Origin of the sequence: Rhizobium sophorae (assembly GCF_013087515.1) — a bacterium.
GTDB classification, from domain to species: domain Bacteria; phylum Pseudomonadota; class Alphaproteobacteria; order Rhizobiales; family Rhizobiaceae; genus Rhizobium; species Rhizobium sophorae.
In genome coordinates this window covers 24625-49269 of sequence record NZ_JABFCN010000002.1, presented here as the reverse complement: position 1 = coordinate 49269, position 24645 = coordinate 24625, and the positions used below count along the sequence as shown (strand labels likewise).

Annotated in this window: 27 protein-coding genes and 4 pseudogenes; 12 read left to right on the top strand and 19 right to left on the bottom strand. The window is 58.4% G+C overall.

Annotated elements, in window-relative coordinates:
* Positions 1 to 14 precede the first annotated feature (14 nt).
* The 3 genes from G9X64_RS01295 (at position 15) to G9X64_RS01285 (ending at position 1973) form a co-directional block, all read left to right on the top strand.
* Complete coding sequence (locus tag G9X64_RS01295) at positions 15 to 1094, top strand: zinc-binding dehydrogenase (protein ID WP_171375806.1); 1080 nt, start codon at positions 15 to 17, stop codon at positions 1092 to 1094.
* A 48-nt stretch (positions 1095 to 1142) separates the two neighbouring features.
* Entirely contained in the window at positions 1143 to 1508 is a 366-nt protein-coding gene (locus G9X64_RS01290; RefSeq protein WP_171375805.1) for a VOC family protein, read from the top strand.
* A gap of 123 nt (positions 1509 to 1631) precedes the next feature.
* A complete protein-coding gene (locus G9X64_RS01285) occupies positions 1632 to 1973 on the top strand; it encodes a TetR/AcrR family transcriptional regulator (RefSeq protein WP_312864011.1) in 342 nt (113 codons plus the stop codon).
* 35 nt (positions 1974 to 2008) lie between these two features.
* Here the strand turns inward: G9X64_RS01285 and G9X64_RS36940 are convergent, their stop codons facing one another.
* From G9X64_RS36940 to G9X64_RS01240, 11 genes and pseudogenes are all read right to left on the bottom strand, one after another.
* Complete coding sequence (locus G9X64_RS36940) at positions 2009 to 2869, bottom strand: alpha-amylase family protein (protein ID WP_281360110.1); 861 nt, start codon at positions 2867 to 2869, stop codon at positions 2009 to 2011.
* The gene (locus G9X64_RS36935) at positions 2866 to 3660 is read right to left on the bottom strand and encodes an alpha-amylase family glycosyl hydrolase (RefSeq protein WP_446689146.1); all 795 of its coding nucleotides are present in this window, start codon (positions 3658 to 3660) and stop codon (positions 2866 to 2868) included. The genes G9X64_RS36940 and G9X64_RS36935 overlap by 4 nt, the downstream gene beginning before the upstream one ends.
* Positions 3594 to 3884, bottom strand: a complete 291-nt coding sequence (locus G9X64_RS36145) for a hypothetical protein (protein ID WP_210259594.1) — start codon at positions 3882 to 3884, stop codon at positions 3594 to 3596. The genes G9X64_RS36935 and G9X64_RS36145 overlap by 67 nt, the downstream gene beginning before the upstream one ends.
* An 87-nt stretch (positions 3885 to 3971) precedes the next feature.
* Positions 3972 to 4988, bottom strand: a complete 1017-nt coding sequence (locus tag G9X64_RS01275; protein WP_171375803.1) for a hypothetical protein — start codon at positions 4986 to 4988, stop codon at positions 3972 to 3974.
* A 1408-nt stretch (positions 4989 to 6396) separates the two neighbouring features.
* Positions 6397 to 6498 (bottom strand): annotated as a pseudogene (gene tnpB / locus G9X64_RS01270) (IS66 family insertion sequence element accessory protein TnpB); the annotation flags it as partial.
* On the bottom strand, positions 6495 to 6878 hold the full coding sequence (locus G9X64_RS01265) for a transposase (RefSeq protein ID WP_246270861.1): 384 nt from the start codon (positions 6876 to 6878) through the stop codon (positions 6495 to 6497). The pseudogene tnpB and the gene G9X64_RS01265, both read right to left, overlap by 4 nt.
* Positions 6879 to 7130: 252 nt before the next feature.
* Positions 7131 to 7358, bottom strand: coding sequence for a hypothetical protein (locus tag G9X64_RS01260; protein WP_168317182.1), 228 nt, complete (start codon positions 7356 to 7358; stop codon positions 7131 to 7133).
* Between the two features lie 955 nt (positions 7359 to 8313).
* Positions 8314 to 9675 (bottom strand): metallophosphoesterase, encoded by a 1362-nt coding sequence (locus G9X64_RS01255; RefSeq protein WP_171375800.1) that lies wholly within the window; start codon positions 9673 to 9675, stop codon positions 8314 to 8316.
* A complete protein-coding gene (locus tag G9X64_RS01250; RefSeq protein WP_171375799.1) occupies positions 9672 to 10982 on the bottom strand; it encodes a protein kinase domain-containing protein in 1311 nt (436 codons plus the stop codon). Before G9X64_RS01250 ends, G9X64_RS01255 begins: the two co-directional genes overlap by 4 nt.
* A 19-nt stretch (positions 10983 to 11001) precedes the next feature.
* Entirely contained in the window at positions 11002 to 11898 is an 897-nt protein-coding gene (locus G9X64_RS01245; RefSeq protein ID WP_171375798.1) for a vWA domain-containing protein, read from the bottom strand.
* Positions 11899 to 12191: 293 nt separating this feature from the next.
* Positions 12192 to 12417 (bottom strand): annotated as a pseudogene (locus G9X64_RS01240) (hypothetical protein); the annotation flags it as partial.
* Between the two features lie 132 nt (positions 12418 to 12549).
* Here G9X64_RS01240 and G9X64_RS37345 point away from each other — a divergent pair.
* Positions 12550 to 12929, top strand: a pseudogene (locus tag G9X64_RS37345) (type 2 periplasmic-binding domain-containing protein); the annotation flags it as partial.
* A gap of 202 nt (positions 12930 to 13131) precedes the next feature.
* Complete coding sequence (locus G9X64_RS01235; RefSeq protein ID WP_171375797.1) at positions 13132 to 14016, top strand: DUF72 domain-containing protein; 885 nt, start codon at positions 13132 to 13134, stop codon at positions 14014 to 14016.
* Between the two features lie 341 nt (positions 14017 to 14357).
* Here G9X64_RS01235 and G9X64_RS01230 read toward each other — a convergent pair whose 3' ends face one another.
* Positions 14358 to 14657 carry a hypothetical protein gene (locus tag G9X64_RS01230; protein ID WP_171375796.1) on the bottom strand — a complete coding sequence of 100 codons (300 nt, stop codon included), beginning with the start codon at positions 14655 to 14657 and terminating at the stop codon, positions 14358 to 14360.
* Between the two features lie 295 nt (positions 14658 to 14952).
* On the opposite strand from G9X64_RS01230, the gene G9X64_RS01225 reads away from it, so the two are divergent.
* Both G9X64_RS01225 and G9X64_RS01220 read left to right on the top strand, forming a co-directional pair.
* Positions 14953 to 15537, top strand: coding sequence for an alpha-ketoglutarate-dependent dioxygenase AlkB (locus G9X64_RS01225; RefSeq protein WP_171375795.1), 585 nt, complete (start codon positions 14953 to 14955; stop codon positions 15535 to 15537).
* A gap of 272 nt (positions 15538 to 15809) precedes the next feature.
* Positions 15810 to 16742, top strand: coding sequence for an NAD(P)/FAD-dependent oxidoreductase (locus tag G9X64_RS01220; RefSeq protein ID WP_171375862.1), 933 nt, complete (start codon positions 15810 to 15812; stop codon positions 16740 to 16742).
* 164 nt (positions 16743 to 16906) lie between these two features.
* Here the strand turns inward: G9X64_RS01220 and G9X64_RS01215 are convergent.
* From G9X64_RS01215 to G9X64_RS01200, 4 genes and pseudogenes are all read right to left on the bottom strand, one after another.
* A pseudogene (locus tag G9X64_RS01215) lies at positions 16907 to 17910 on the bottom strand (DUF3618 domain-containing protein).
* A complete protein-coding gene (locus G9X64_RS01210; RefSeq protein WP_171375794.1) occupies positions 17910 to 18326 on the bottom strand; it encodes a phage holin family protein in 417 nt (138 codons plus the stop codon). Before G9X64_RS01210 ends, G9X64_RS01215 begins: the two are co-directional and overlap by 1 nt.
* On the bottom strand, positions 18319 to 18888 hold the full coding sequence (locus tag G9X64_RS01205; protein WP_171375793.1) for a nutrient deprivation-induced protein: 570 nt from the start codon (positions 18886 to 18888) through the stop codon (positions 18319 to 18321). Before G9X64_RS01205 ends, G9X64_RS01210 begins: the two co-directional genes overlap by 8 nt.
* A 94-nt stretch (positions 18889 to 18982) precedes the next feature.
* Entirely contained in the window at positions 18983 to 20035 is a 1053-nt protein-coding gene (locus G9X64_RS01200) for a DMT family transporter (protein WP_246270860.1), read from the bottom strand.
* A gap of 90 nt (positions 20036 to 20125) precedes the next feature.
* Between G9X64_RS01200 and G9X64_RS01195 the strand changes: the two genes are divergently transcribed.
* Both G9X64_RS01195 and G9X64_RS01190 read left to right on the top strand, forming a co-directional pair.
* Entirely contained in the window at positions 20126 to 20743 is a 618-nt protein-coding gene (locus G9X64_RS01195; RefSeq protein ID WP_171375792.1) for a CGNR zinc finger domain-containing protein, read from the top strand.
* Between the two features lie 292 nt (positions 20744 to 21035).
* Positions 21036 to 21533: a sigma-70 family RNA polymerase sigma factor gene (locus tag G9X64_RS01190; protein ID WP_168317171.1), complete on the top strand. Its 498-nt coding sequence runs from the start codon at positions 21036 to 21038 to the stop codon at positions 21531 to 21533.
* Position 21534: 1 nt separating this feature from the next.
* Here G9X64_RS01190 and G9X64_RS01185 read toward each other — a convergent pair whose 3' ends face one another.
* Entirely contained in the window at positions 21535 to 21942 is a 408-nt protein-coding gene (locus tag G9X64_RS01185) for a response regulator (RefSeq protein ID WP_168317170.1), read from the bottom strand.
* Positions 21943 to 22383: 441 nt separating this feature from the next.
* Between G9X64_RS01185 and G9X64_RS01180 the strand changes: the two genes are divergently transcribed.
* Positions 22384 to 22590 carry a hypothetical protein gene (locus G9X64_RS01180; protein ID WP_168317169.1) on the top strand — a complete coding sequence of 69 codons (207 nt, stop codon included), beginning with the start codon at positions 22384 to 22386 and terminating at the stop codon, positions 22588 to 22590.
* 50 nt (positions 22591 to 22640) lie between these two features.
* Here G9X64_RS01180 and G9X64_RS01175 read toward each other — a convergent pair whose 3' ends face one another.
* Complete coding sequence (locus G9X64_RS01175; protein ID WP_168317211.1) at positions 22641 to 23138, bottom strand: DUF4142 domain-containing protein; 498 nt, start codon at positions 23136 to 23138, stop codon at positions 22641 to 22643.
* Between the two features lie 153 nt (positions 23139 to 23291).
* Here G9X64_RS01175 and G9X64_RS01170 point away from each other — a divergent pair, with 153 nt between their 5' ends.
* Together G9X64_RS01170 and G9X64_RS01165 are read left to right on the top strand one after the other, a co-directional pair.
* The gene (locus G9X64_RS01170; RefSeq protein WP_171375791.1) at positions 23292 to 23660 is read left to right on the top strand and encodes a hypothetical protein; all 369 of its coding nucleotides are present in this window, start codon (positions 23292 to 23294) and stop codon (positions 23658 to 23660) included.
* Between the two features lie 273 nt (positions 23661 to 23933).
* Positions 23934 to 24194: a DUF982 domain-containing protein gene (locus G9X64_RS01165; protein WP_171375790.1), complete on the top strand. Its 261-nt coding sequence runs from the start codon at positions 23934 to 23936 to the stop codon at positions 24192 to 24194.
* 63 nt (positions 24195 to 24257) lie between these two features.
* Here G9X64_RS01165 and G9X64_RS01160 read toward each other — a convergent pair whose 3' ends face one another.
* Complete coding sequence (locus G9X64_RS01160) at positions 24258 to 24641, bottom strand: response regulator (RefSeq protein WP_171375789.1); 384 nt, start codon at positions 24639 to 24641, stop codon at positions 24258 to 24260.
* Positions 24642 to 24645 lie beyond the last annotated feature (4 nt).

The window sequence follows — 24645 nt, the reverse complement described above, 5'->3', positions numbered from 1 at the left end:
TCAAGGAGATGACCGTGAAAGCCTGGCAGATCGACGGGTTCGGAACCCCGTTTCAACTTCGTGAAGTGCCCATGCCGGAAGTCCGGCCGGGCAGCGTCCTCGTCAAGATCGAGACGTCATCGCTGATGTCCTATTTGAAGGAGTATGTAGAGGGCAAGCTCCCCACATACCGGCCACCCCACGGCGCGTTCACGCCCGGCGGCAATGGATTTGGCACCATCGAGGCCGTCGGTCGCGACGTTTGGCATCTGAAGTCCGGGCAGCGCGTCGTGCTGTCCTCCCATCTCGTTACCAGCGAGAACGTGGCCGACAAGACGCAGATTCTGATCGGTGTGACCAATTTCGGCGGGGCTGGCGAAGCGCAGATGGCCGACTGGCCCGACGGCACACTGGCTGAATACGCGCTCTGGCCGGTCTCGGCCGTGACCCCCGCGGATGGTCTCGACCATATTCCCGCCGAGGACTTCTCGATCTTCAGCCGCTGCGTCGTGCCTTACGGTGGCCTGGTGCGCGGCCGCCTGTCGGCCGGCGAAACGGTCGTCATCAACGGCATCACGGGTGCTTATGGGACAGCAGCAGCACTGGTTGCCCTCGCCATGGGTGCCGGCAAGGTCGTTGGATCCGGACGCAACGCCGCCAAGCTCGAGGCGATTTCCAAGGCCACGGGCGGCCGCGTGACGACTGTTGCGATGACAGGCGACGTCAAGGCGGATGCGGAGGCCCTGAGGGCAGCCAGCGGCGGCGGTGCAGAGCTCGCCTTCGACATGGTCGGCCAGGCAAACGATCCGAGCACGACACTTTCGGCCCTCGGCAGCCTTCGCCGCAATGGCAGGCTTGTGCTCATGGGAAGCATGACGGTGCCGGTGCCCGTCAACTACATGCAGATGATGGGCAATAATCTGGAGATCATCGGTCACTTCATGTACGAGGCCGACGCCCATCTCAAGCTCCTCAACCTCCTCCGCATCGGCCGCCTCGACCTGAGCCCAATCAAAGCAAAGGTCTATCCGATGAGCGACCTGCCCAACGCAATGGAAATCGCCCGAAAGGCCGACAGTCTCGAATGCGTTGTCGTTCGAAACGATCTCGGCTGATCTTGGCCGGGAACAATACCTCTACCCAAATTCTGAAAGGAGAACGCGATGAAAGTCGCTGACATGGTATTCCGTCTTTACGTGGAGACGGAAAAGTTCGAAAGCACGATCGCATTCTATGAGACGGCCCAGGCACTCCCGTGCGAGCTGAAGTTCGAAAACACCGAAAAGCGTATCAAGGGCGCCAAAATCGGCAAGGTTCTGATCCTCGCCGGCGCCAAGGAAGATCTGGCGACGGTCAACGACATTTCCGCGATCTTCTATGTGGACTCGCTCGATGCGTTTATTCCTTGGCTCAAGGACAATGGCGCAGAGATCCTGCATGATCCGGTGACCATCCCCTTCGGCCGGAACATGACTGTCCGCAACCCCGATGGCCTCGTCGTCGAATATTTCGAAGCGAAGGCCAACTAACCGGCCGAGGCCAGCCGCAATCGAGCGCTTCCTGGCGACGCCACGCTCAATGAGAGCGAGCTTTAGATCTTACTTGACTGATCGTTCCAAAATTCGTAGCGTTCGGCAATGGCAAGACCAAAAGTGTTCGATCCCGACGCTGCCCTTGATGAGGCGATCGCGATTTTCTCGCAGCACGGATATGAGGGGACCTCGGCAGCGGCGCTGACCGCGGAAATGTGCATTGGTCGCCAGAGCCTCTACGACACCTTCGGCGACAAGTGGCAACTCTATCTCTCGGCGTTGCGGCGGTATGTCGACAGAAGCGTCGCAACTCAGATCCTGGCGCTCCGCGCCGCACCTCGGGCTCTCGATGGAATCGCCGCTCATTTCTCGGTCCTCATTGATGATGCGTGCGCATCGAGCCGACCCGCATACCATCAGGGATTCCGAGCCGCTGAGTGCATTGAGCTCCCCTCGATCTGACGGGGCATCGATGCGAGTTCACTCGAGACAATACGTCACCGGAAAATCACAAAGCCAGCGGCGGGAACCGTCAGCTCGACGACGTGCTTGCCGTCTGGCTTCTCGGTAACTGCAATGGTCTGACCAAGGACTGCCGGATCGCTGGAATAGAGGCACCGCAGCGTTGACCCCGGCTGATGCAGATCGTGATCGACGATCACCGATGTGGTCCTGACCATATCAGCGTCCGTGTTGACCGCCAGGAGGATTTCGGTGCGATCGAGGATGCGTGACCATGGCACGATTGAGCGCATCTCGTCCCCGATCATATGGGGCAAGCCGTAATCCACCCCGTTGCCGGAAATTTCGCGAAGGTATTGTCGGCCGCGACGCAACGCTAGTTGCTCACGGCGGACTTTGAAGACTTTTGCGAGCTCTTGGAACAGCCAAGTGTCCTCGCGGAAGAAATGCCGCTCTCGGCTGCGGAAGGCGCCAAATGTACCGCCGAACATACATTCCCGGAGGTATCTGTCGCTATCGCCGGCCCCGTCGAAGGACTGTTCGCTTCCGTAGTAGATGCAGGGGATACCGAGTGTCGTGGCGTTCAGCGCAAACGCCGCGAGCGCCAGGCTGAGCGGCGGATTGGTGGCCGCGAAGCGAGCCTTCCTGCCGGGATTGCGCACCTGATCATGATCGTCAAGAACGGTTACTACCCGGTCTCTGAACCACGTATGCGATTCCTTGCCAATCAGGATCGAATTGCGGAATAGGTCGAAATATTCGGATGGGTTGCAACGCCCCTTCGGGATCAGTTCGAGTTTGGCGGGAATATCGTCGATGCCGAGCGCCGTGTTGAGCCCTGTCGTCTCGAGCGTGTCGTAGGCACGGTCACGCCCCCCAGCGATCTCAGCAATCAAGTAGAATTTGTGTTTCCCCAAGGTCTGCGCAAATTCGTGGATGACCGAGCCAAATAGCGTGCTGCACCCGGGTCCATGTGCTTGACCGTATCGACTCGGAACCCGTCAACATCGGCAAATGCGATCCAGAACCGGTAGACGTCGCACAAAGCCTTGAGTGCCGCCGACGGCTGATAACTGTCGATAACGCCTTCGCCAAGCCGGATGTCCTTGAGATCGAAGAAGTCTCCCTCCAGATATTCCGGATAATTATCCCAGCCGCTTATCCGTCCGCGCGCCGTGAATGTGGCGGGATCCTGGAACTCCCGCGGCCAGATCGCGTCATCCGTCGGTTCGTCCGGGATCTCCGCCGGCAGTATGTCAAATGGGATCAAGGGCCGGCCGTCGCGGTCATTGAAACCTTCGACGCGATAGGGCCGACCATCCCAGCGCGGGTCAAAGACATCCGGCCTATCTGCCGGATACCGGTCGGCATCATAGGAAAACACGTTGCCACTATGGTTCAGAATAATGTCGAGGATCACCCGAATGCCCATCGCATGCGCCGTTGAAACCAGCGCCCGAAGATCCTCGCGCGTGCCGAAATGCGGGTCAACATCCAGAAAGTCCTGGATCCCGTAGCCGTGATAGGTCTCCTGGAAGGCGACCTGCTTGAAGATGGGGCTGACCCAGATCGCTGTGATCCCGAGGCGCTTGAGATATCCGAGCTTGCTCGTCAACCCTTTCAGCGTTCCGCCGCACCACCCAGCCCCGGCGTCGCGCCAGCGAGCGGCGTCGGCATCGGAAGCGATTGCGTTGTCGCGGTCAGCGTCCGTGAATACCGGCGTCGTAGCGGCCCGGCCGCCTGCGGCGTCCCATCATTGGCGATGTAGTCGCTTTCGCGCCCGTCCGAGAAACGGTCTAGCATCATGAAATAGAGGATCTCGTCCTCCCATGCGGTAGGCGAGGGGTGATAGCTGCGGGCGACTGTCAGAGCTGAAAGATCGATATCCGTTATCCGCGCCTCCACGGGCATGCTCAGGATCTCCTCTGAAATAGGTCTTTGCTTTATCCGGCATGCACTTGCGCGAGGAGGGCGTAGCCTTGTCGGGGCAACAAGCCTCTATCGCGAACGTACCGCTGCGACCGCCCGCTGTGGGGCGTCGAGGATGGCCGAAAGGCGGGTGGGACGCTTGGGCCTCGAGGCCGGTTCGAACTCGGCCATGACGTGCTTGATCGACTGGGTGACATCGATGCCCATGCCCATCGGGAATTCGAGATTGGTGCTGTGCCACGCATGCGGCACTATGAGGTCGGCTGGGATGTCCGGGCGCGAGTTAAGAGCACCGAACCAGTCCCATTCGCCCATGATATCGATGACATCGGCGAAGACGGGCGGCATGCCTACCTTGGCGCTGATCGTGATGATGCGGGACCGAGTTGCAACGTTTTTCAGCGCCTCCGGCCCTTCCTCCGCAATCGCATAGAGAGCTTCGGATAGGACCAGATTTCCCTTGGAATGACCCACGAGGAGGCGGGGAGAAAAGCGCGCGTCTTCAAGAAGCGCAATGACAGTCTCCGTGTCTTTGCTGGTTCGCGTCCACGGGTATCCGCTCTCGAGCTGTTCGGTGCGAGTGAACAGCTTCGTGAAGGCGTCGAGTGGCTCGAAGGCGTGGCGTATACTGTTGAGCGCCCCAAACCAGAAGAATCCGCCGAGCGCTTCCGTCAGCACGTCCGCAAGACCGTAGCCGGAAACCACCGCGACAACCGGCTCGCCGAGACTGTCGGCGACATTGCGCGCAAAGGCAGCCGCACCGAGAGCAGAACTGCCGACGCCGGCGATGGCAAGAGCGGCGACGGCGACGCCCTCCTTCAGAAATTCCTCCGGTGTCAGGAAGACACGCAACGCGCCGCCGCCGGTTGGTGGTACGAAAACGATCGCGCCCTCCCGTGCCAACCAAAAGGCAAGAGCGGGCGTCTCCTCTTTCGTCACGGCGTTCACGTCGTAGAAGACGGCATCCAGAATAGCATTGCGGCGCTGAAGCGTGTCGAGCGCCAACGTCCGAAAGGGATTGTCCGCGAACTTGGCCGGCAACGCCGCAGTTCGCTCCATCTGCAAATGGGCAAGAATTGACTGCATATCCGCCCCCGAGGCTGACGCTGCGCTGCAGCATAAATCAATCCTTGCTGGTAAACAACTCTGGATTCGCGCCTGCACCACTGGCCGGAACACTTCGGATACCTCCGATCCTACGCCACGCGGCTGGCCTACTTCGGCCCGAAATCGCTGACTTTTTTCGATATGTCGACATGGAAGATGGCTATCCATTTAGTGGCACAGGCAATCTTCAGAAGTTGTTCCAGGCCTTGTCGCGCTGCGAAAACAGATCAATGTTGTGGCCGTTTTTGACAATGACGCCGAGGGTGTCGCAACCCAGTGCGAAGACGGCGCAGCTTTACCTTCGTGAGAGCTATCGGGTTTGTCGTCTACCTGACCTCCCTGAGTTCGCTACTCGGGGACCGACAGGCGACGTCGGGTCCGACATAAACGGGCGAGCGGCTGCGATAGAATGCTATCTCGATCTTCCGCGTTTGAATCGGCCAGCGCTTGTTGAATGGGGCGGTTTAATCGCGATGCCGGCCGATAGCGCACATATCGACGCCGCTTGGTATGAGAAGCGGGTTCTGGGATCGCCAGTCCGACTTAGGTCCGTCTTCCCCTCGGCGCGATCCAGCTTAGATTTTCCTGATCCTTGTTAAAAGGACACCAGGGAGGTTTAAGCAATGTTGCCGTCTCCAGTCAGAACCTCCCTGGTGAAGCTTTTGTCGAGAGGTGAAGGCGACACCTAGTGGAGCGCCATCGCCCCACGGTCGGTCATCAGTAAGCGCAGTCCCTCCCGCACCTTGACCACTATGCTTTCTGCGGTTTCGAGGACGCCGCTACGAAGGGGCGGCAGCTTCAAAGGTGGTTAGGTACTGTCAGGCGGCGAGAAGAAACAGTTCACGTCGTCTTCCGTGGGATGAAGGCAGATATGATACCGCCCATCGCCGGAGGGGATTTCGTCCCCATACGGAATGAAGAACAGGTGTGGTTTTGTCACGAGGTGGTGGTCGCCCGCATGCAGAAAGACGGAAAAGCCGTGAGGCCCTCGACTGATGCCCTGAGTGGGAATGGACTCACAATCTCCAAGCAAACACTGAGCCTTGCAGCACGCCGGAGGGTAGGTCCAGCCGCTCTTCGCTTCATGGGCGTCGGTTCGAACGATAGTGGAGACAGAGATCGCCCCAAGTATGATCAGGGATACTGTTGATGTGGCGAGTGTCATAGCATACCTCCTTAGAGGCGGCCCCTCGAAAAACGCCGGGAGGTTGCGCACTGATTACCAAGAACGCGCGATTTTTTCCGATACCTCGATTAGTTGTTTTTGCTACCAACCTGCGCCTGAAGGGCCATCACCGTGATGCGTGGAGGCACATGGGAAGGCGGGTCAAAATTGGCCCTATCAGGATACTCCCCGCTGCGCGGAAGTGAAAGCAAACCTGCTGTGCAGCTCGTTTTTGACCAGCGCCGCCAGGCCATCGTGGCCCTTGCGGAAGTCGACCGGTTTGGTCGCCACCATGATCCGAACCCGGTTCGACGGAAAGATCATGCCGGGACCGCGCAGGCACGGGCTACGGCGGCGATACGGGCGACAGACGCGCCCTCTTCCAGGCGGATCGTGACCGAACCGACAATGATCTCGGGGCGGCTAGTCTTATCCTGCCGATTGATCAGCGGCTCCACCACGGGCGGATCGACGACTACCGCTGCGAACTCCACCGCATCTTCGGGTGCAGGCAGAACCAGCTTGCCCTGCCGCGCCATTGTCCGCCAAGTCGAAAGGCGATTCGCCCGCAATCCAAAGCGTTCGGTGACCTCATTCACCTTCGCGCCGGGCCGGAGGCTCTCCGACACGATCTGTGCCTTGACCTCATCAGGCCAATGCCGGTGAAACTCGCGTCCAGACTTCCTGGTTGTGAGAAACTCCAATGTACTCTCCATGGAGAAACTCCCGTTGCTCGTCCATGGAAAACCGATCACAGATCAGGTCATGAAGGACAACGAGGGAGTGGAACACCGGTTACGATCGATGCTCCATTTCGCCAATCTGGACAAGACACGAAGAGTATAGATGTCCACGAACATCTCAGCGCCGGATCGCACTTAGATGCGCGAAACCCCTCTTGTTCAGGAGAGCTATTTTTTATTGCGGGGATCTGAGAACGCTTGCGTCCGTAAGAACTATTCGGCGGCCTGCCGCATCGGGTATTTCTCCGGGGGTACCACCGGCCCGATGATCTCAAAATCGGACGGCATAGCGTGCTGGTCAGTGCCAGGCAGTGCAAGTGTCCAGTAATTGGGCTCTTCCCCGAAGACAGTCGAGACCTGCACGACGGTGAGCTTCCCGTCGAAGTGCTTTGATGAACGCGCCCAGTAATAGGCTTCCGGTACCAAACTTGCGGTAAACATAACACCCACTCCCGTTCGATCGCGGAAGATATCAGAATTCTTATAAATGAACATGCCTCATGATGCGCGATCCGCAGGCAGTATCTTTGCAGACGAATCTTGATCCATATGCGGCTAATGTCGGGTGTCCAGAAGCGGCTCGTCGTCGTCGAAATTGCCGTTGCAAACGGCATCGTATGAGTTAAGGCTACTGCCTCCACCGCGGGTTCCGTATGCGGTCAACTGCATCATCACGGCCTTAGCTCTTTGACGCTCAGCTCCTGCTCTCGTGGAGCAAGGATTGGCGGGATCGTGTTAGCCATCCGCACGGCCGCGGCTGGAGCGGCACGTATAAGGTAAAAAAACAGATCGGGTGGCGCGGACATCCGGCCTCAGCCGCTTGGAGCGTGCGTGGTCGTCGATCCTCAGAAGTAATAGCCGTCGAGTACGCCAAGTAGAGAGCCTCCTATCAGGGAAAATATCAGCGGCAAGATGATGAACAGGAACATCACGAGGAGCATAAAGCGCATCAGGCACCCCGCCGCTGCTGCCCTTGCAGGTGGCGCTTCCGGAACCGGATAGGTTGACCTTCGAGTGATACGACCGGCGCGGGAGAGGGCTCGAAGCATCTCCAGCATTTTTGTCGTGCGGATGTCGCCCGCTGAGGCGCGGTCGGTCTCCGCTTCAGGGCGGGCAGACCTCCGTCGCTCTCTCCGACCCCATGGCCCGGGACTCGTATCCAGCGGTGGTGGTGGTTCCGCGCGGGGACGTGGGCGAACGGGAGGGGGCACCGACGGTGCCGCAGGACGCGGATCGCCAAACTTTGCGCCGCATTGCGGACATGCGGGTGCATCTAACCAATGCCCCGGGTTATGGTTCGTACAGTAGAAGCGGACTTGTGCCTCGTGGCAGGCCTCGCACTCACCGGAAGTCGCAGTGGAGGTGCCGCAGTTTGGACAACGCAGGATGACCCCTGTCATGGTTGAGGCTCCTGGCTCGGGGGATAGTCGATGCTGTCGGCGGCCGGCTGAGGATAACAGGCACGGATCATTTCCGCGGGAATGTGCAACCGATACACGCTCGGCAGGGCTCCTTCGACATATCGCGCCATAGTTGGAACCCGCTCGTAGGGCCCGAATGCCTCGCGGCTCAACCGACGCGAAAGGGCGACGGTCGTGAGCAGCGGATTAGCCCGATAGGCGGGGAAGCTCGCATACCTTTCTTCCACGTGATCATGGCCGCGTACCATATGTGTGACGGGCCGTCCGAGACCGGAACTCAAAGAGCAGAAAGCAGCGAAGTCCTCGTAGCCGAACTGGCTCCCGCGGGAGAAGCGGTTTGGCAGCTTCCTGCGGGCTTTCGGATGGGCCCTTGTCCATACAAAATCAGACAGGGACATCGGGTTGTTCCAATCCCCCGATTCAGCGAGGCCGGGATGCAAGTCAACCAGCGGAAAGCCTCCGTGGGCGGCAAGCAATCCGTCGGGAAAGAAGAGTGCGCGCGGAGCGTTCGTAAACAGGCGCACGGCAAGCTTACCGGCCCGCTCGATCCATTCGTGGGTGAGGTTGGCGTTGAGGAAGTCGGCAAAGTCCGATGGCGTCACGCTCGAGGAAAATCGGACGCCATCGTAAGACAGTGCTTCGTCGTGATTGCCGGCGATGGCGCACACGCGGTCGGGCGCGTCTACGATCAGTTCAAATACGCGGAGAAGGATTTCGAGGCTAAAACCCTCGTCATCGAAGAGATCGCCAAGAAACAGGATCCGAGGTGGACCTTCTCCGGGCTGCAGGTCCGGCTGCCGCATTGCCGCAAGTGCAGCCTCGAGCGCCAGAAGATCACCATGCAAGTCGCCGATGATCCACAGCGGGATTTCGGCATCGAAGTCAGAAATCTTGATGACTTTGTCGGTGGGATCGGCGCGGAATTTGTCGAACAACATGCCAGGCCCATCGGCAAGGTCAAGCAGACCCTCCATTCTTTCAACCGTCGACCGAATTTCGGAGCGGACGGAAGACGGGCTGGCCCGGTTGAGGACAGCGTTCCAATCAAGGTCATTCACCTCGACGATTTCTAATGGAGCAAAGGCCGCCACCTTTGAAAGATCCTGGTCAGACGGCAGGCTTTCCGACCTGGACGCAGGCTCTCCATCCAACGGCGCAGGAGGTTCGGGTCCTGCAGCTGGAACATCTGCGGCAAGCGCGCCGAGGGAACTGGAAGGACCCGGCGCTCCTGGTTCATCTTTGGGCACATCGGTCATCACCGGATGAGCCTCTGCTAGCGCCGGCTGCTCGCAGGGAGGATCGGACTCGGGCACTTCACGTCCGCCGGCCGAGGTCATTTGTTGAGCGCCCGCACCGTAAGGGGCATCTTGGCGATGCCTTTGGCTTGGCGGCCGACCGCAATTCGATCACCTTGCCTGAGCGGACGGGGAGCTGTCAGGGTCAGGCCGTTCACGAGTGTTTCATTGGTCGCACCCGCCACGGGAGATACCACCCATTGCCGTGCAGGATTTCGTTCCAGGACACATTGGCGATTATCCCAGAACTCGCTTTCCGGCCCGAACTGCCGCAACAGGGGTTTGCCAAGTTCCGTCATCACCCCGATATGAAGCGAGCGTCCGTCCGCATCAAGCAATTCGATCCTCTCGGAGATGATCAGCTCTGCCGAAGCGGGAGGAGTGATGCCTTTTGTTGTCGATGCAGGAGCTTTCTGTCCGGAGACGGCAGAGCCTGCGCCGCGTCCACTCAAAGCAGCCCGAACTTCCGCGGCCGTCGGTCTCGCAGCTGGATCTGGAGACAGGCATCGGTGGAGGACGGAACTGACCTCGGCATTGCTCGCAGGTGCCGGCATCAACCCGGCAAGTGCCGGAGGTTTGGCGGCATAGCTTTGCACGAGCTTTGCATAATCAGCCTGGTCCTCGGTCCAGTACGGATGATGGCCGGCGAGAAGTTCGTAAAGCATCAGGCCGCAGGTGAAAATATCCGAAGCCAGTCCCGGAATAGCACCGCGCGTCATATGTTCGGGAGATCGATAGTTGTCAGTGCCAACATAACCCTGATGCCCGTGCCAGGGCGCGCGGCGGTCAGCCAACAAGGAGAAGTCCATATCGATCAGCTTAAGCTGGTAGCCGGAGCTGATCGACGGGTCTGTGATCAAATATGCGTTCGCCGGCTTGAGATCTGCGTGGACGACCTTGGATTCGTGCAATGCCGCAATACCCGTCATGAACACCTTGGACCATGTGAGGTGACGTGCCCAAACCGTGGCACGAGTTGCGGCCTCCTCGGTGCGACGATGCTGCTCCCGCTCCTCATCGAGCTTTTGCTGCAGGTCTGCACCATTCTCGACGAACTCGAATGCCTGAAAGTAGCAAGGCCCGCCCCAGATCTCTTCGAATGCATCGACCTGGCGCACCGCAAATTGAGCAGCGCGGCCATTCCGGACGCGTGCACCGAGCTCGTTCTGATAAGCGATGAAATCCCTATACCAGACAACCGTCGGAGCAGGGGACTTGTACTGCTTGAGAAAAACCTTCTCACCGGTAGAAGTCTCAGCTCCATAGGAAATAGCCATCATTCCCGGTCCGAAGACTTTCGTGACGCGATACTGCCGGATGCGGTCGCCGATTTTCAGTTTCTTGGCCATGGCTTTCGGGACAATCGGGCTAAAGCGCCACGGTCGCTGCCGACCGGGATACGCTGGCGGCCAACTGCTTCAAGGTGTTACGGAAGTTAACCGGGTCGGAGGTAAATTTCTGGAGCGCCTCCTGCGGGTTCAGCCCTTCGTATTCCACCACCTCCCATTCCGACTTGTCGATCTGGCTCAGTCTATCGTAGCCCTCGAAATTCGGGGCAAAGAGGCTGAGAATAATTCGGTTGGCCATGACAAGGTTAGCCACGTCCTGCAACGAACCGCCCTTTGCCTCGGCAATGCTCATGGTCTCCTTGAATGAAGCATCGGTGAACACGATGACAACACGCGCCGCATCGCTTCTATAGCGCCATTTCGCCGGATCCTCCGTCTGAGAACCCTTCGGCACAGCCTCCATAGAGGCAACCTTATAAAGAGCATCGAGAAGCGACTCCGGCTCGTCCCCGCCGCCGTTTGCCTGTAGTGTGCCAAGCTGCGCCTTGAGCGCGCTGGCATCGCGCACGAAGTCATTGTCGACGATCCATGGCAGGCCTTCGGCTTCGGCTGCCTCAATGTCACGATAGCCGACAACCTTGCCGCGCCAATCTTTGACAGGGGCGGCGTTGTTCGGGTCGCCTTGGCTCAAAGAGTCAATAAAGGCTTCGATATTTCGCCGCAGTGCGTCGATGCAGGATTCCATGCTGCCGGTAACGTCGACGAGGAAGACAATATCAGCCACGCCTTTGGTTTTTGGACGCTCCTGCAGGGTCTGGCTGTCGGCTGATAATGCCGGCGCGCTGTCTACCGACGCCTCTACCGTCGGCTCATCTGGTGTGGACGAGATCGGCCCGGTTGAGGTTGGTGTCGCGGCGGGAGCTGGGCACCCCGGGGTAGGAGGCGTCTGTTGGTCCGGTTGCTCCGTATCACTCATCAGTCAGCTCCAATAGTTTGGTGTTACGCGGCAGATCTGCCAGCGCCGTAACGACAACACGGCCGCGACATGAAAGTTCCTACTGTCGTCGGATCGGAGAACAACCGGTTTCGGGCGGGACGCCTTGATCATTCCTTCGCCCCCTGTCTTACCTCGACGAAGTCCAGCATACGGGGCTGAAGATTAATCTCGCAGGGAGCATCATGAGCCGGCCGACGCTCTCCGCCCGCGCAGTTATCCTGCGCTATGAGTCGGTCAATGCGTAACCCAGGCCGCAGCCACCAGGCTTGGATTTCCTTCGGCGGCCCGCCCCGCCGCTCCAGCGCCGTCTTGCGGATGGGTCTCCGCGATCTCCGGACTACTGTTCGACAACATCTGGAAATCCACGGCGTAGAGCGGCAGCTGCGATACCTCGGTTGCTGCGGAGCGCGGTTCGCCATTGATTAGCGCCATCTCGCCAATGAAGTTTCCGGCACCGATGTTCTTCATTGTCGAGGGGCGGGTCACCGTGGCGACACCCGACCATCCAGTGGAACTCGCCGCAGGTGCCGTGATCTGCCGCAAGGGCGATATTGGCGATCAGACATGACCTTGAAGGCATCGTCGCCAAGGTTGCGTTTGGGCCCGCCGAAGGGTGAGGTTTGCAACGGTCTGGGCAGCCGGTTCGACGCGGGTATCCGCGTTGGCGCCGTTGTCGGATCGCCATCCTATTTCGCGAAGCGCAAAATCCTGCAAACCCTCGCAATCTCGGTGAGCATCGGGGCGTAAGCTATCGGCAGACTACCGGCGGAGGGCTTTATGCCTGGGAGCTCGAACGCGACGGGGAAGAACTCCAGGTCAGGGTGAACGGCCCTTTGATCATTAACGACGGCGAAATGCTGGAGCCGCTGCCTTGGACGGCTTGGCGCTCGCCTATAGTTCTTGACGATTGGTGTCAGCCGTTCTCCGGCTATAATCTCTATTACCCGAGCCGACGCCAGCATACGGCTGCGTTCGCGCTGCTCGTCGAGGCGCTCCGATTCAAAAGCTAGCGCTCCGCCAGGCTATTCCAGCGCTCGAATGCGCATGAACGAGTCAACACCCATTTTGAACACCGATGCGGCGGCTGCGTTACGACATCAAATAACAATGTTGATACAGGATGATCCGGACCGCTTGGGTCGTGCAAAAATGTCGAGGATTTGATCAGATTTTCCCATTGTCTTGCGCCGAAGCGCTTCGCACGGATACCAAATGATAAAGCGCACTGCTGAAGAGATTGAAAGTCGGCGGGCACGGCGCGCCGAGCGCCGCCAAAAACAGCGCGATGCCAACATTGTGCGCGCCGCTAAAATGCATCTAGCCCGTCTGGCGAGCGATCCGCTGACTGTGATCACCTCCGGTGACAATGTAGCCTGGCGGGTCCATATTGGCTGCTCCGGGTGGTATTACTGGCACTGGAAGGGCCATTTTTACCCGACCGACGCTCCCTCCAATCAATTGTTTTCGATCTACCAGGACAATTTCAAGACCGTCGAGCTCAATGCCCCATTCTATTCCTGGCCGACGGCGGCAACTGTCAAGACATGGAAACGTCAGGCCGAGCCGAGCTTCGTCTATACAATCAAGGTGTGCGAGCTCATCACGCATATCAAACGCTTCGAAGATACCCACGCCCTCATTGAGGATTTCGGATACATCGCAGACGTTCTTGGAGTGCAGATGGGATGTTTTCTGTTTCAGCTTCCACCGAGCGTGCGCTACTCCCCAGACATGTTGCAAATGATCTTGTCGCAGCTGGATCCCCGTCGCAAGAACGTCGTCGAATTCCGTCACAAGAGCTGGTGGAATGAGGATGTTTATAGTGCGTTTAAAGCTGCAGGCGCGATCTTCTGTTCATGCAGTGGTCCCCGGTTGCCGGATGAGCTTGTTCGGACAGCCGACGACATCTACATCCGCTTCCATGGGATCAAACAATGGTACCGCCATGACTACAGCGATGCCGAATTGACGGTGTGGGTGGAGCGAATCAAGCTGTCTGGCGCTAAGATCGTGTGGGCCTATTTCAACAACGATCGCGATGGCTATTCGATCAAGAACGCCAAGCGGCTTTTACAGATGATCGACGCATCGGCCTGATGGCCCCTCTCAAGATCGCTACTTGTTATGTGATGACAGTCGCGTAAATACCGCGTCATCGCTGTCATGCTGCCGCCCTCTACGAAATCAAGCCCGGACACCGACCTCGCTTAGGTTGAAATGGCGAGAAATTTTGGTGCGCCATCGTCGCAGGTCGGGCATTGCGCAGTGCAGCCTCAGCGTGGCGCGGACCAGGCGAGCGTTCCAGCGATGGCCTGTATGAAACCGAGGAACTGCTGCGAGGGAGGAATTAAACCGCCGAGCAGCCACCAGATCGGTTGGACTGATGCTTAAATCGTTAAATGCGTTTCAAGATCATGGGCCTCCCGCGGGACATGGATTCAAAGACGCTGGACTTGCGTGGCTCGGATCACGATTTCCTCCTGATCGAAACGAGCCTCAAGCTGTTTTCGGTATGCCGCCCACCAAGTTAGGTCGAGACTTTCAGTCATGACTTCGGCAACAACGATGACGTCATGCTCAACCATTCCATCAACTTCCCACAAGCCTTCCGCGGGTGAATTCACATATAAGGTGACGCCGCCAAATTTTTCGGTGAGTTCATCACGGACAGTGTCAAGGCTCACCAAGCTAGGGCGCTCGCGCGGGACTGGAAGAAGAAGTTCGATCACGTAGGGCATGTCGCGCGAACTCTGAGCGGCCCGGATTGTTCCGGACCGGTCACCCAATTGCGATGCGCCATCCGTTGATCGCGCGCGGCTTTTAAATGAACCATGGACATTCTTCGGAGGGCGCAGGCGGACCACGCCTCTCCACTACGAGGAACACACTACGCCGCCCGGCGTTCCTTGAGTCCGGAGCATGCTCGATTCCGCCGTCGGAAGATCTGGATCGTTGTGTGAACCACTGTCAGCGACATCGCGACGCTAAAATTCGTGAGGTCACAGCGGCGGTAGGCAAATACGAGAACTTTACATGAGCACGATGAAACAGCATGACCTCTTTGGTGCAGTCCAACCGACCCTGCCCGACGGATTTCGCTATTCGCCGGATGTGGTCCCCGACGATCTGCAGCAGTCCATCCTGGAAGAGATGCTACAGCTGCCGTTCAAGGCTTTCGATTTCCACGGATTCGAAGGCAAACGCAGGACGGTCTCCTACGGCTGGAAATACGACTTCGATACACAGCGTGTCCGAAAGAGCGAAGATATTCCGCTATTTCTTTTGCCGCTTCGCAAAAGCGTATCTGCATTTGCTGGCATTGACCCCGATCGGTTGGAACAGACTTTGGTAACCCAATATAGTCCCGGAGCTCCGATCGGCTGGCACAGGGATAAATTCGTCTTCGGTCGGGTCGTCGGAGTCTCGCTGCTATCTGCATGCACTTTCCGGCTAAGACGGCGGCAGGGCAGCAAGTGGCAGCGTAGCTCGATCACGCTCGAACCGCGATCGGCCTATGTGATGGCGGGCGAAGCCAGAATCCTGTGGGAGCATTCTATCCTGCCAGTCGCCGAGCTGCGTTATTCGATAACTTTCCGTGAACTGAGCCCAGTAAGCTGAGGGGACGTGGCTCATTGTCGCCCAACCTGTTGTCCGCCCATTTGTTCCCGGGAATCTTGATCGCTTCAGCCGATACAAAAGCGCCGGAAATCCATCCGCGGTATGAAACCAACGAGATGGCGCTGAGGGTTGTCCTCGACAGCATCGCGTGGATGTCAACGGCATCGCGAATAGTGTGAGCGGAGAATGGAACCATCGTCGTTTCCCGAGGTTGGCAATGACGTCCAAAATTCGAGTAATCCCGTCGGGGCCAATAGAATGAGAATGGAATGATGACCATCGCATTTGAAGACGAAGTAAAAGACTGCTTGGTCATCGGGGGCGGTCCGGCTGGCCTCACCGCGGCGATTTATCTGGCGCGCTACCATCTTTCGGTGACGGTCTTCCACGATAACTCAAGCCGGGCTTCCATCATCCCTATGTCGCACAACCACGCCGGATTCCCGTGCGGCGTCAGCGGCACTGAGCTGCTGGCGAGGATGAATGCCCAGGCTCAGCGCTACGGGGCAGCAATTCGATGCCGCAAGATCAGGAAGCTGCATAGAGTCGACAACCTGTTCGTGGCAGAATTCGAGAACGGCAGCATCCGCTCTCGGGCCGTACTCTTGGCTACCGGAGTCGTCAACCGACCGCCTGCGATGCCACAGGCAACTCATGATGAAGCTGTGGCTCATGGCCTTCTGCGCTACTGCCCCGTCTGTGACGGTTTTGAGGTGACAGACAAGCCCGTTGGTGTTCTCGGAACTGGAACGAAAGGGTTCAAGGAAGCCGTTTTCCTTCGAAGTTACACGAAGGATCTCACTCTGATATCGCCCGAGGGCGTACATGAGCTGTCCGAAGTCGAGACGTCGTCCTTGACCCATCTCGGAATAAGAATGGAGGTCGGCCCCATAGCCTCGACCTATCTGGGCAATGATGTGATCCTCATCACGACGCCCACGGAAACCTATTCATTCGCTTCCTTATATGCGGCTCTCGGATCTGACATATGTTCGGAACTGGCATCACAAGTTGGCGCAAGGCTATCGGAAGAAGGGTGTGTTACCGTCGATGGTCACCAGAGGACCACAGTGCCAGGATTTTACGCCGCAGGAGACGTGGTCGCCGGTCTTGACCAGATCAGCCACGCCATGGGGCAGGCAGGGGTTGCTGCTACGACTATCCGCAACGACCTTGGCGATCAAGTACCCCTGGTGCGTCGTTAACCTTCGGAAACATCAGTACACTGGCGCATTGAAAGCAGGTAAGCGCGCGGCGATGTGAGAAAGGTCGGCGCGGTCACCCCGGCCTTTCTTGTTACGATGATAGAATTGGAATGAACTCGACTCGCACAGCACTGTAGCGATTTCGCGCGTCGCTGATTCCATTTTCAATTCGATTGGCGATCACTGCCTTGAGTATCCGCCTTGAACGCGTTGACCTCAGTTGCGACTCGCTCCTTAACGGCGTCGTGGGCATCTGACGCCACCGAAGCGGCCTTTTCGTAGAGGTCAGTCGCCACTTCTTTGCTTTGTTCGACCACGTCCAGTGCCCGAGCGCTAAGCTTGTCTGTTGTGGAATCGGAAACCTCGCCGAGCAACTCGTCTTCAGTGTCGGTGTGCGGCAACGCTGCGCCGATAGCGGCTCCGACGGCGAAAGCCAGAGCGCCCCCAACCAGCGGCTGATCGCGGAACTGCGTGAGGATTATCTGGTTGAGCTTGCCGGTTTGCTCTTGGAGACTTGTCGCCGCTGAAGACGATTGGGTAGACAGCGAACTCGCGGCCGCCGACGCACGCGCACTCATCTCGCCTGCAGCGCTTTTTGCCTGCTCCCATCTCTCCGCCGCCCAGCCAGTTGCCGCGTCGAACATTGCACCCGTCTCGTCGGTGATCTGATCGACGTGTCTGCCGGTGGCATCCGCAAACCCGCGATATGTCTTACCTGCCTCATCGACGAAGTGACCCGCACGATGGCCGGTTTCATCCGTCAGCGCCTTAAGCCTCTTGCCAGAGCTGTCTGCGAAATGACTGTAGCGAGTTCCGTTTTCGGTCTCCGGGGGGCCAAGACGGCGGACCGCGCCGTTGGCTGGATAAAGCGGATATTCAGGTTCGGGCTGATGGCTGGCAGGCGGGCTTGCGGAGGTCCCCTTGGCCATCAGCCACGCAAGGCTCACGCCCATCAACGCGACGGGCAGTGGATTTGCCTTCAGCGCTTGGCCGAGGTTGCTAACATACTCTCCCCGCCGCTGCCCTTTGCATAGGCAAGGACCTCATCGACCAACTGGCCTGGCGACATCCGTTCCTGAATGGCGTCGATGCGATCTCCGATGCGCTGGCGATCCTGATCGATCTCTCGCTGAAGTTCGGCGGATGTTTTTTCGGTTGAAGTTTCCATTAGATCTTTTCCTTCACAACGTCGACGTCGCGGCGTAGCGAGGTCGCGGTTCGATCCAGTTTCATGTTGCTGCTACGAAGTGCCGTGAGGCCTCGAGAGACCATCGCCCACGCGATGAGAGCGATGACCACGCCGACGATAAGGGAGGCGAGCGCACCGGCGCTTGTTTCGGTGAAACCTTGAGTGACCAGGAAGGCCGCAACCGCAGCAACCAAGGCGCTCAACAGGACGCCTACAGCGCCCACTGCAAGGACAAGCCCAAAAATAACCACTTCTACGCCATTGAGCGCTTGCGAGAACTTTTCGGACGCCTCCGTCTTTGCGAGATCGATTTCCTTGCGCAACAGGCCCGTGACATCGGCAACAAGACCGCCAATCAGCTCTGAAAGGGGAACACTGTCGGGAGATTTAGCCATTGGTGTAGCCTCCTGCTGCAGATGGCTCCCTGGGCGTAGCCAAGGATGTCCGCCTCGTTGCTTGTGTTGGCGGTCGCTTGGCGGAAGCAGTCAAAAACCTGCTCGCGGTCAATCCCGCAAGCGCTGCAATCCCAAGAAATGCCAGCGGCTGCTTGCGGCCGAATTCTTCAGCCATCGCCGCGATTTCGCCGATGTCTTTGTCTTTCATCTGCGTGGCGAAGCCCTGGACGCTTCGTCCGATCTGCCTGGCATAGCGTCCGACCTCCGGTTGGTCGGATGCTTCCAGTTCAGCGCCAACCTTCTCAAGCGCCGTTGCCACGCCGCCAACCTGGCGGGCAGTGAAGTTCGCTTGATCGGAAACCACCTCTTTGACCTTCTCGACTGCGGTATCGGCGCCTTCTTTTATGGTGTCCTTGGCGGCGGTCACGTCATCAGCCAACTTCTCCTTCAATCCCGCGAGTGACGCGGCAGGTTGCGGTGACGACGTCGCATCCCCAGATTGCAATGATGTCTCGGATGACGGCCGTGGCCTGCCATCGATTTCTGTGAACTCGTTTGACACTGAAGCCTCCCATGACTGAACGAACGGCTACTGCCGCACCCACGAACTTCGAGTGGCCGGCTTTGTTCCCACCTCCCCCTCGCCGGCGCGATTTTCAGCCTCGCCATAGTCGCCCACGCATTGCTGGTTTTGTTTGATGAATGCGCGGGATTTGGCATTTTGGGTCGTTGTCGAGATCTTCGTGAGGCCGTTTCCGATTAGCTTCACTTTCGAGAGCGGTTGCATCGGTCGCCGGCACTCCCGACATGGCAAGATAGGCGCCACTCAGCATCACGAACATGCCAACCACATCCAGTGCGGTGATCTGCTCAGCGAAGACGGCGGCGCCAAGGGCTACAGCGATCACCGGTGACACGAAGGCATAGCTGCCTGCGCGAGAGGCCCCAGTATCCCTCAGCAGGCGCATGAAAGTCGTGTAGCCGATCAGCGAGCCGAAGATCACCAGGAAGAACCAGCCGAGCCAGGCGACTGTCCCCCAGTCGCCGGAGAGGGCGGTAACTGCCCCCGGTTCGAAAGCCACGGCTGCAATCAGCAGCGCGATGCCTCCGACCAAGGTTGTCACGCCTGAAACGAACAAGGCCGGATAGGTTCGTAGAAGTGGACGGGCCAGCACCGAGCCGTAGCCGTAGGTGAAGGCTGCTGATGCTACCGCCAATCCGCCCCATAGGCTCGCGCCTGAGAAGGCTTCAGCAGCGGGCAGACTTACGTAGGCGGAGGCCGGCCAGAACAGGACGACCAGTCCACAGACTCCCAGAGCGATCGCAAGGATGCGACGGCCATCCAGCGTCTCTTCGTTGAGGAGGAGAGCGAACACCAGGAGCGCGATGGGGGTGAGCGACATTTCCAGAACGGCGGCAGTCCCGGAATCGATATATTGCATTCCCCAGAACAGCGGGCCATAGCAGAGCGTGATCATCAGGATGCTGACGACCACGAAGCGAATGCCGTCTTGCACCTTGAACCTCGCAGTCTCGCCTTTGGCCAGTGTATAGAGAAGAAGCAAAATCCCGGCCGCGGTGAAACGCGTGCCGGCAAACAGGAGAGGCGGAACGGCCTCGATGCCCGCCTTCGTTCCGATCCAGGTGCTTCCCCAGATTATGCATAGCATTAGAAAGCGCAGCTGATTTTTGTTGACGCCGGTAAGCATGAGGGCTCCGATCATTGTAACGAGTAAAATTTATTTATCTCGTTACAACCGGCTCTTGTTCAAATCGTTCCGCAGAACAATATTCAAGTCATGGACACGCAAAAAACGATCTATGACATCAGCCTTCTTGGCGGTCATCCGGCCCTCGACTTCGTCAACACGGTCGATAGTCGCGGTGGACGTTGGGGGCCGGATTTCCTGAAAAGCTACGATGACCTCGTGGCCTGGGCCTGTCGTCTCGATGTGATTGACGAGAAGGATCGCGACGCCTTGCTGGCCAAGGCTAACAGATCGCGGTCCCACGCTGAAAAAGAACTCGGCCACGCAAAGGACCTGCGGGAGGCGCTTTGCCGACTGTTCCTGTCCGAGTTTGATGAAAGCCAAATTAGTCCGAATGATCTCAAGCTTGTTGCCGACATGGCCAGACGTGGCCTATCGCAACAAACATTGGGTCAGGTTGGAGGCATCATCGAGTGGCGTCGCTCGGACGCCAAAGACTTGGATGCGATCAGCAATCGTATCGCGGTGTTGGCGGCCGAGTTGCTGACGTCGCGAGACGAACGCCGTCCTGTGCGCGCGTGCCAAGGCCGAAATTGCGGCTGGCTTTTCCTGGACCATTCTCGTGGCGGTCACAGGCGATGGTGCTCGGACAAAACCTGCGGATCAAATGCAAGAGTGCGCAAGTTCCGGGCGGTCCAAGCCGACTGAAGTTCGGTTGCCTGACAACTTTGGGAAGGCGCCGGCTCGTATCGCGCAGTGGTCGCGTGCAAGGAAAGCTGCGTACCTACTGATGCGCGCTCGTCAAGAAAGCCGCCATATTGCCAGACACCGAAACGATGCCGAGGGCAGCGCGCCATGCGACCAGACTGACGATGTAACTTCGCCAATTCAGGGTTCGGATCGCGTCGTCGGCAAAGCGTGGGGCGTGGCTATAAGAATCAGCGATCCGAGTGGAACGGAACAGGTGAGGCGAAGTTCACTCATCAGAGGAGAACCCCCAATGTCCATTGATGATCGTCCAGGTTTTACGGACGCCGAACTGCTTGAAAATATGCCGGCTCTTAGATCTTTCGCCAAACGCTTCAATCATTCGTCGAGCGACATCGATGATCTTGTTCAGGAAACGCTTGCCAAGGCGATCGCGCATTCCGGGAATTATCAGCGCGGCACTCAGCTGCGCTCCTGGCTGTTTACGATCATGCGCAATACATTCTGCACCAAATTCAAAATATCCAAACGAGAACAGGTCGGTGGGATCGAAGATTCCGCCGCTTGGGCGTCGTCGCCGCCCTCGCAGATCTGGGAATTGCGCGGCCGCGAGCTAGAGGTTGCGATATCGTCCTTGCCCATTAACTATCGAACCGCCATCGTCCTCATATTTGTTCAGGGTGTCAGCTACGAGGACGCTGCAGATCGGTGCGGCGTTCCGATCGGGACAATCAAGAGCCGGGTCAACCGGGCTCGCTCTCATCTGACAAAGGCCCTCGACAGCGAATGATCTAGTGGTATTCGGCGGGCCTCTGGCCGAACAAAGCTTCCGCGATCTTTCCCAATTCGGTCGGCTTTGCGCAAAGCGCAAAGCCTGTGAACCTCGTCGGAATTACCGACGGGTCGAAGGCTGTGGCGAAGACAAATGGGATATCGCGGCGCTCAAGCTCGTCAGCGACCGGAAATACGAAATCGCCTTCCAGGTGAACATCCAGGATTGCTGCGTCGATCTCCTCATTCTCGACAAGATCCAGAGCGGCAGTCACACCAGCGACCGGGCCGATAACTGTGGCACCAGCTTTCTCAAGCTTCCGGCGTGTCTCATCCGCCAGAAAATATTCGTCTTCGACGATCAGTACGCGCTTTCCTGCAAAGAGCTCGATGGCCAAATTTTCCAAATCCTCGCTCCTCTGCCCCATTGTGACGGGCTGGTATATGGATGGTATGTCCGCAGACAGACGAGTGTGGTAGCAGGCATGGCGGGGTTATGAAACTAGACGCAATAATTCAACTGTCTTGATTGAACCGGGCCGACCGCATCCACGCGATCTACCACCAACCTGACCCGGGTTACCCTGCCGCGAGCACGGCCGTACTCATCTACTTATCGCCAGCTGAGGTTGTGGACTGTCCGCCTGCGATTCCGCTTCGGCTTTCTGCCATCGTCCATCCGGCGCGCCCTCCGTTTTCATTGGCGAAAGCTAGCCGCCGGGCTCCCGATCGTTTGCCATCGTACGTTTCCTTGATCGGGTTTGAACCAACCAACATGCCGCAGCGACAAATGTTCCCAGCGGTTCCAAAGAGGGTTGGAACATTGGAAGAGCCGTGAGGTTGGCTCTTTGAAAACCAGGAGAATGGCGATGAATGGAACTGAGTGGGCGATGCTTTTCGGGACGCTGACGCTCATGTGCTGGATGGGAGCGGGTCTTGTTGCTGTGATACTCGATACCAGATATGAAGCCCGGCATGAAGAAACACGGAAGGGCTCCGAAGTCGTCAAGCTCGGGCTGACTGCGCTTGGCCTCGTTTCAGCCTTCGCAATGGTCGCGGCAATAGTATTGGTATGACAATGGCGCTACGTTGATGAAAATACCCAGCGTCCGCATCACCCCCACCGTCATTTCAATGTCAGGCCGCGGATTCGCGTCAAATGCATACGAAGGTCTGGCAGGATCTTTGCAGCCGTGCGCTTGAGTTGGCCATCCGGCCCCTGCTTTGAATAGCGGTCGAAGAGGTTCACTGCTTCTTCATGTGCGGTCACTTGAGTGGAAAGATAGGCCTGATCGAGATTGGCGGCGTCGCTTTGCCGGAGGGCGGCCAGCTTCGAAGTATACTCTGCGTCAAGAGCGGCGGGCAGTTCGATGCCGTCCTGTTTCGCGGCATTGTTTAGGACGGGCCCGGCCTTGCCGTGATCCCTGATCATGTCCTGCGCGAACTGTTTGGCGTCGTCAGCCTTTCCGCTCGCAATCTCGATCTTTGCGGCTTCGATCTCGAACATGTTCGACATGGCGGCCTTCGCCGCGAAGTCGGTGGCGTGCTGCTTGGCAGCGTCGTCTGCTGCCATGGCGGAAAATGCAGTCAAGCAGACTAGAAGGGGGGCGAGAACGATTTTCATCGAGGTCTCCATCAGAGGAATTGCCGTCTCCAACCTCAGCGCGCGGCAAATGTTCCGGAGATTTTTGCGCAATCGCGCTGCCCTTCGGCGAAAAGTTTGGAACTTCCGCAACGGGCCACGGTTGGTGCGGTCCACCCCTAGGGAGTTTTTATGATGACGAATTCGAACCACCAGCCGAAGCGCCAGCCCGAACAAGTAACCGAGAACGCGACGGACGCGCGACAGGGGCAATACGGCAAGCCTGTGCTTGCGGTGCTCGTCAGTGCACTCCTGCTGGCGATGGTTGCCTGGGGCGCGGCTGAGATCTGGGGAGAAAGCATCGACACCGATACGAAACCCACGGCATCGACGGTCCCCGATCCAATCAACGCCCAGCCCCATGGCGCCGGAACGTTCGACAACAACCCGGCTGGGGGCGGCAGCCAGCCGCCTGAAGCGACCGATCGCGATCCGACGCCTCAAGGCAATGGCGGCGGTCCGACCATGGTCACGACGCCCAGCGGTACCGAGAAGATCCGCTAATGCTAAGCGCCAGGCCAACGCATCGCGGCGGATTAGAGAGTAGTCGCCGGTCACCTCGACACGACCAGGGCGAAATGCGGTGGCGCGAATAACGACCGGCGAGCGCACGATCGCGCGCAAGGTTTGGCCACATTCTGTCTGGTTCAAGGACGTGCGGCCGGGTTTCCACCTCGCAGCCGCGCCGATCGAGACTGACGCGAGGCTAAGGACGCGCCAATGACATCGGCGCACGCGCGCAACGGGCAGGGGAGCCGGTATCGGAAGGAGAGTGGCATGGACAAGGTGATCGAAGGAGATTTCAGGGTGACATGGTTGGCACCGGTTTTCGTGAGGATAGGCAACGGCTACCGGGAGCGGGTGGATGGACCAGAAGCCGCGCTCGAGGCGCTTGCCCATCGCTGGCCCGAATGCCAAAGCGAGATCTACGGCGAAGCAAAGCTTCGCTGTCTTAAGGCGCTCGTTCAGCATGGTAGTGCAGAGACTGCGCGAAGCCGCTTTATCGACGCGGCCATTGCAGCAGGCGTCTTTGCTTGAGCAGCGTCACGCACGGTGCACAGATGCTGGGATGCTCGGCGGCATTCGGTTCGCTAAAAGCGGTCAGGCCTTAAACCCCCTCAGCGCGTCGATAAGCCGTTTCAGGTCCGTCGGCTTTCCCATATTGGCGACACCGGCAAGCACCGGGTGGGCTGCAAGCTCAGAGGCCTGGACCGCGCTGGCGAGGATGAATGGAACACCCAACGCTTTCAACTGAAGAGCGACGGGCGTGACTTTCTCGCCAACGAGATTGAAATCCAGGACTGCTGCGTGGGGACGCTCCTCGCTGACCAGATCAAGAGCATGATCGACCGATGCAGCCGGCCCCAACACCCTGAACCCTCCGTCGATCAAGGCCGCCGTGAGTTCCATTGCAATCAGCACCTCGTCTTCTACCACCAGAACGCATCGTCTGCCTTCAACATCGATTTCCGCAGGATCGTCCATTTGT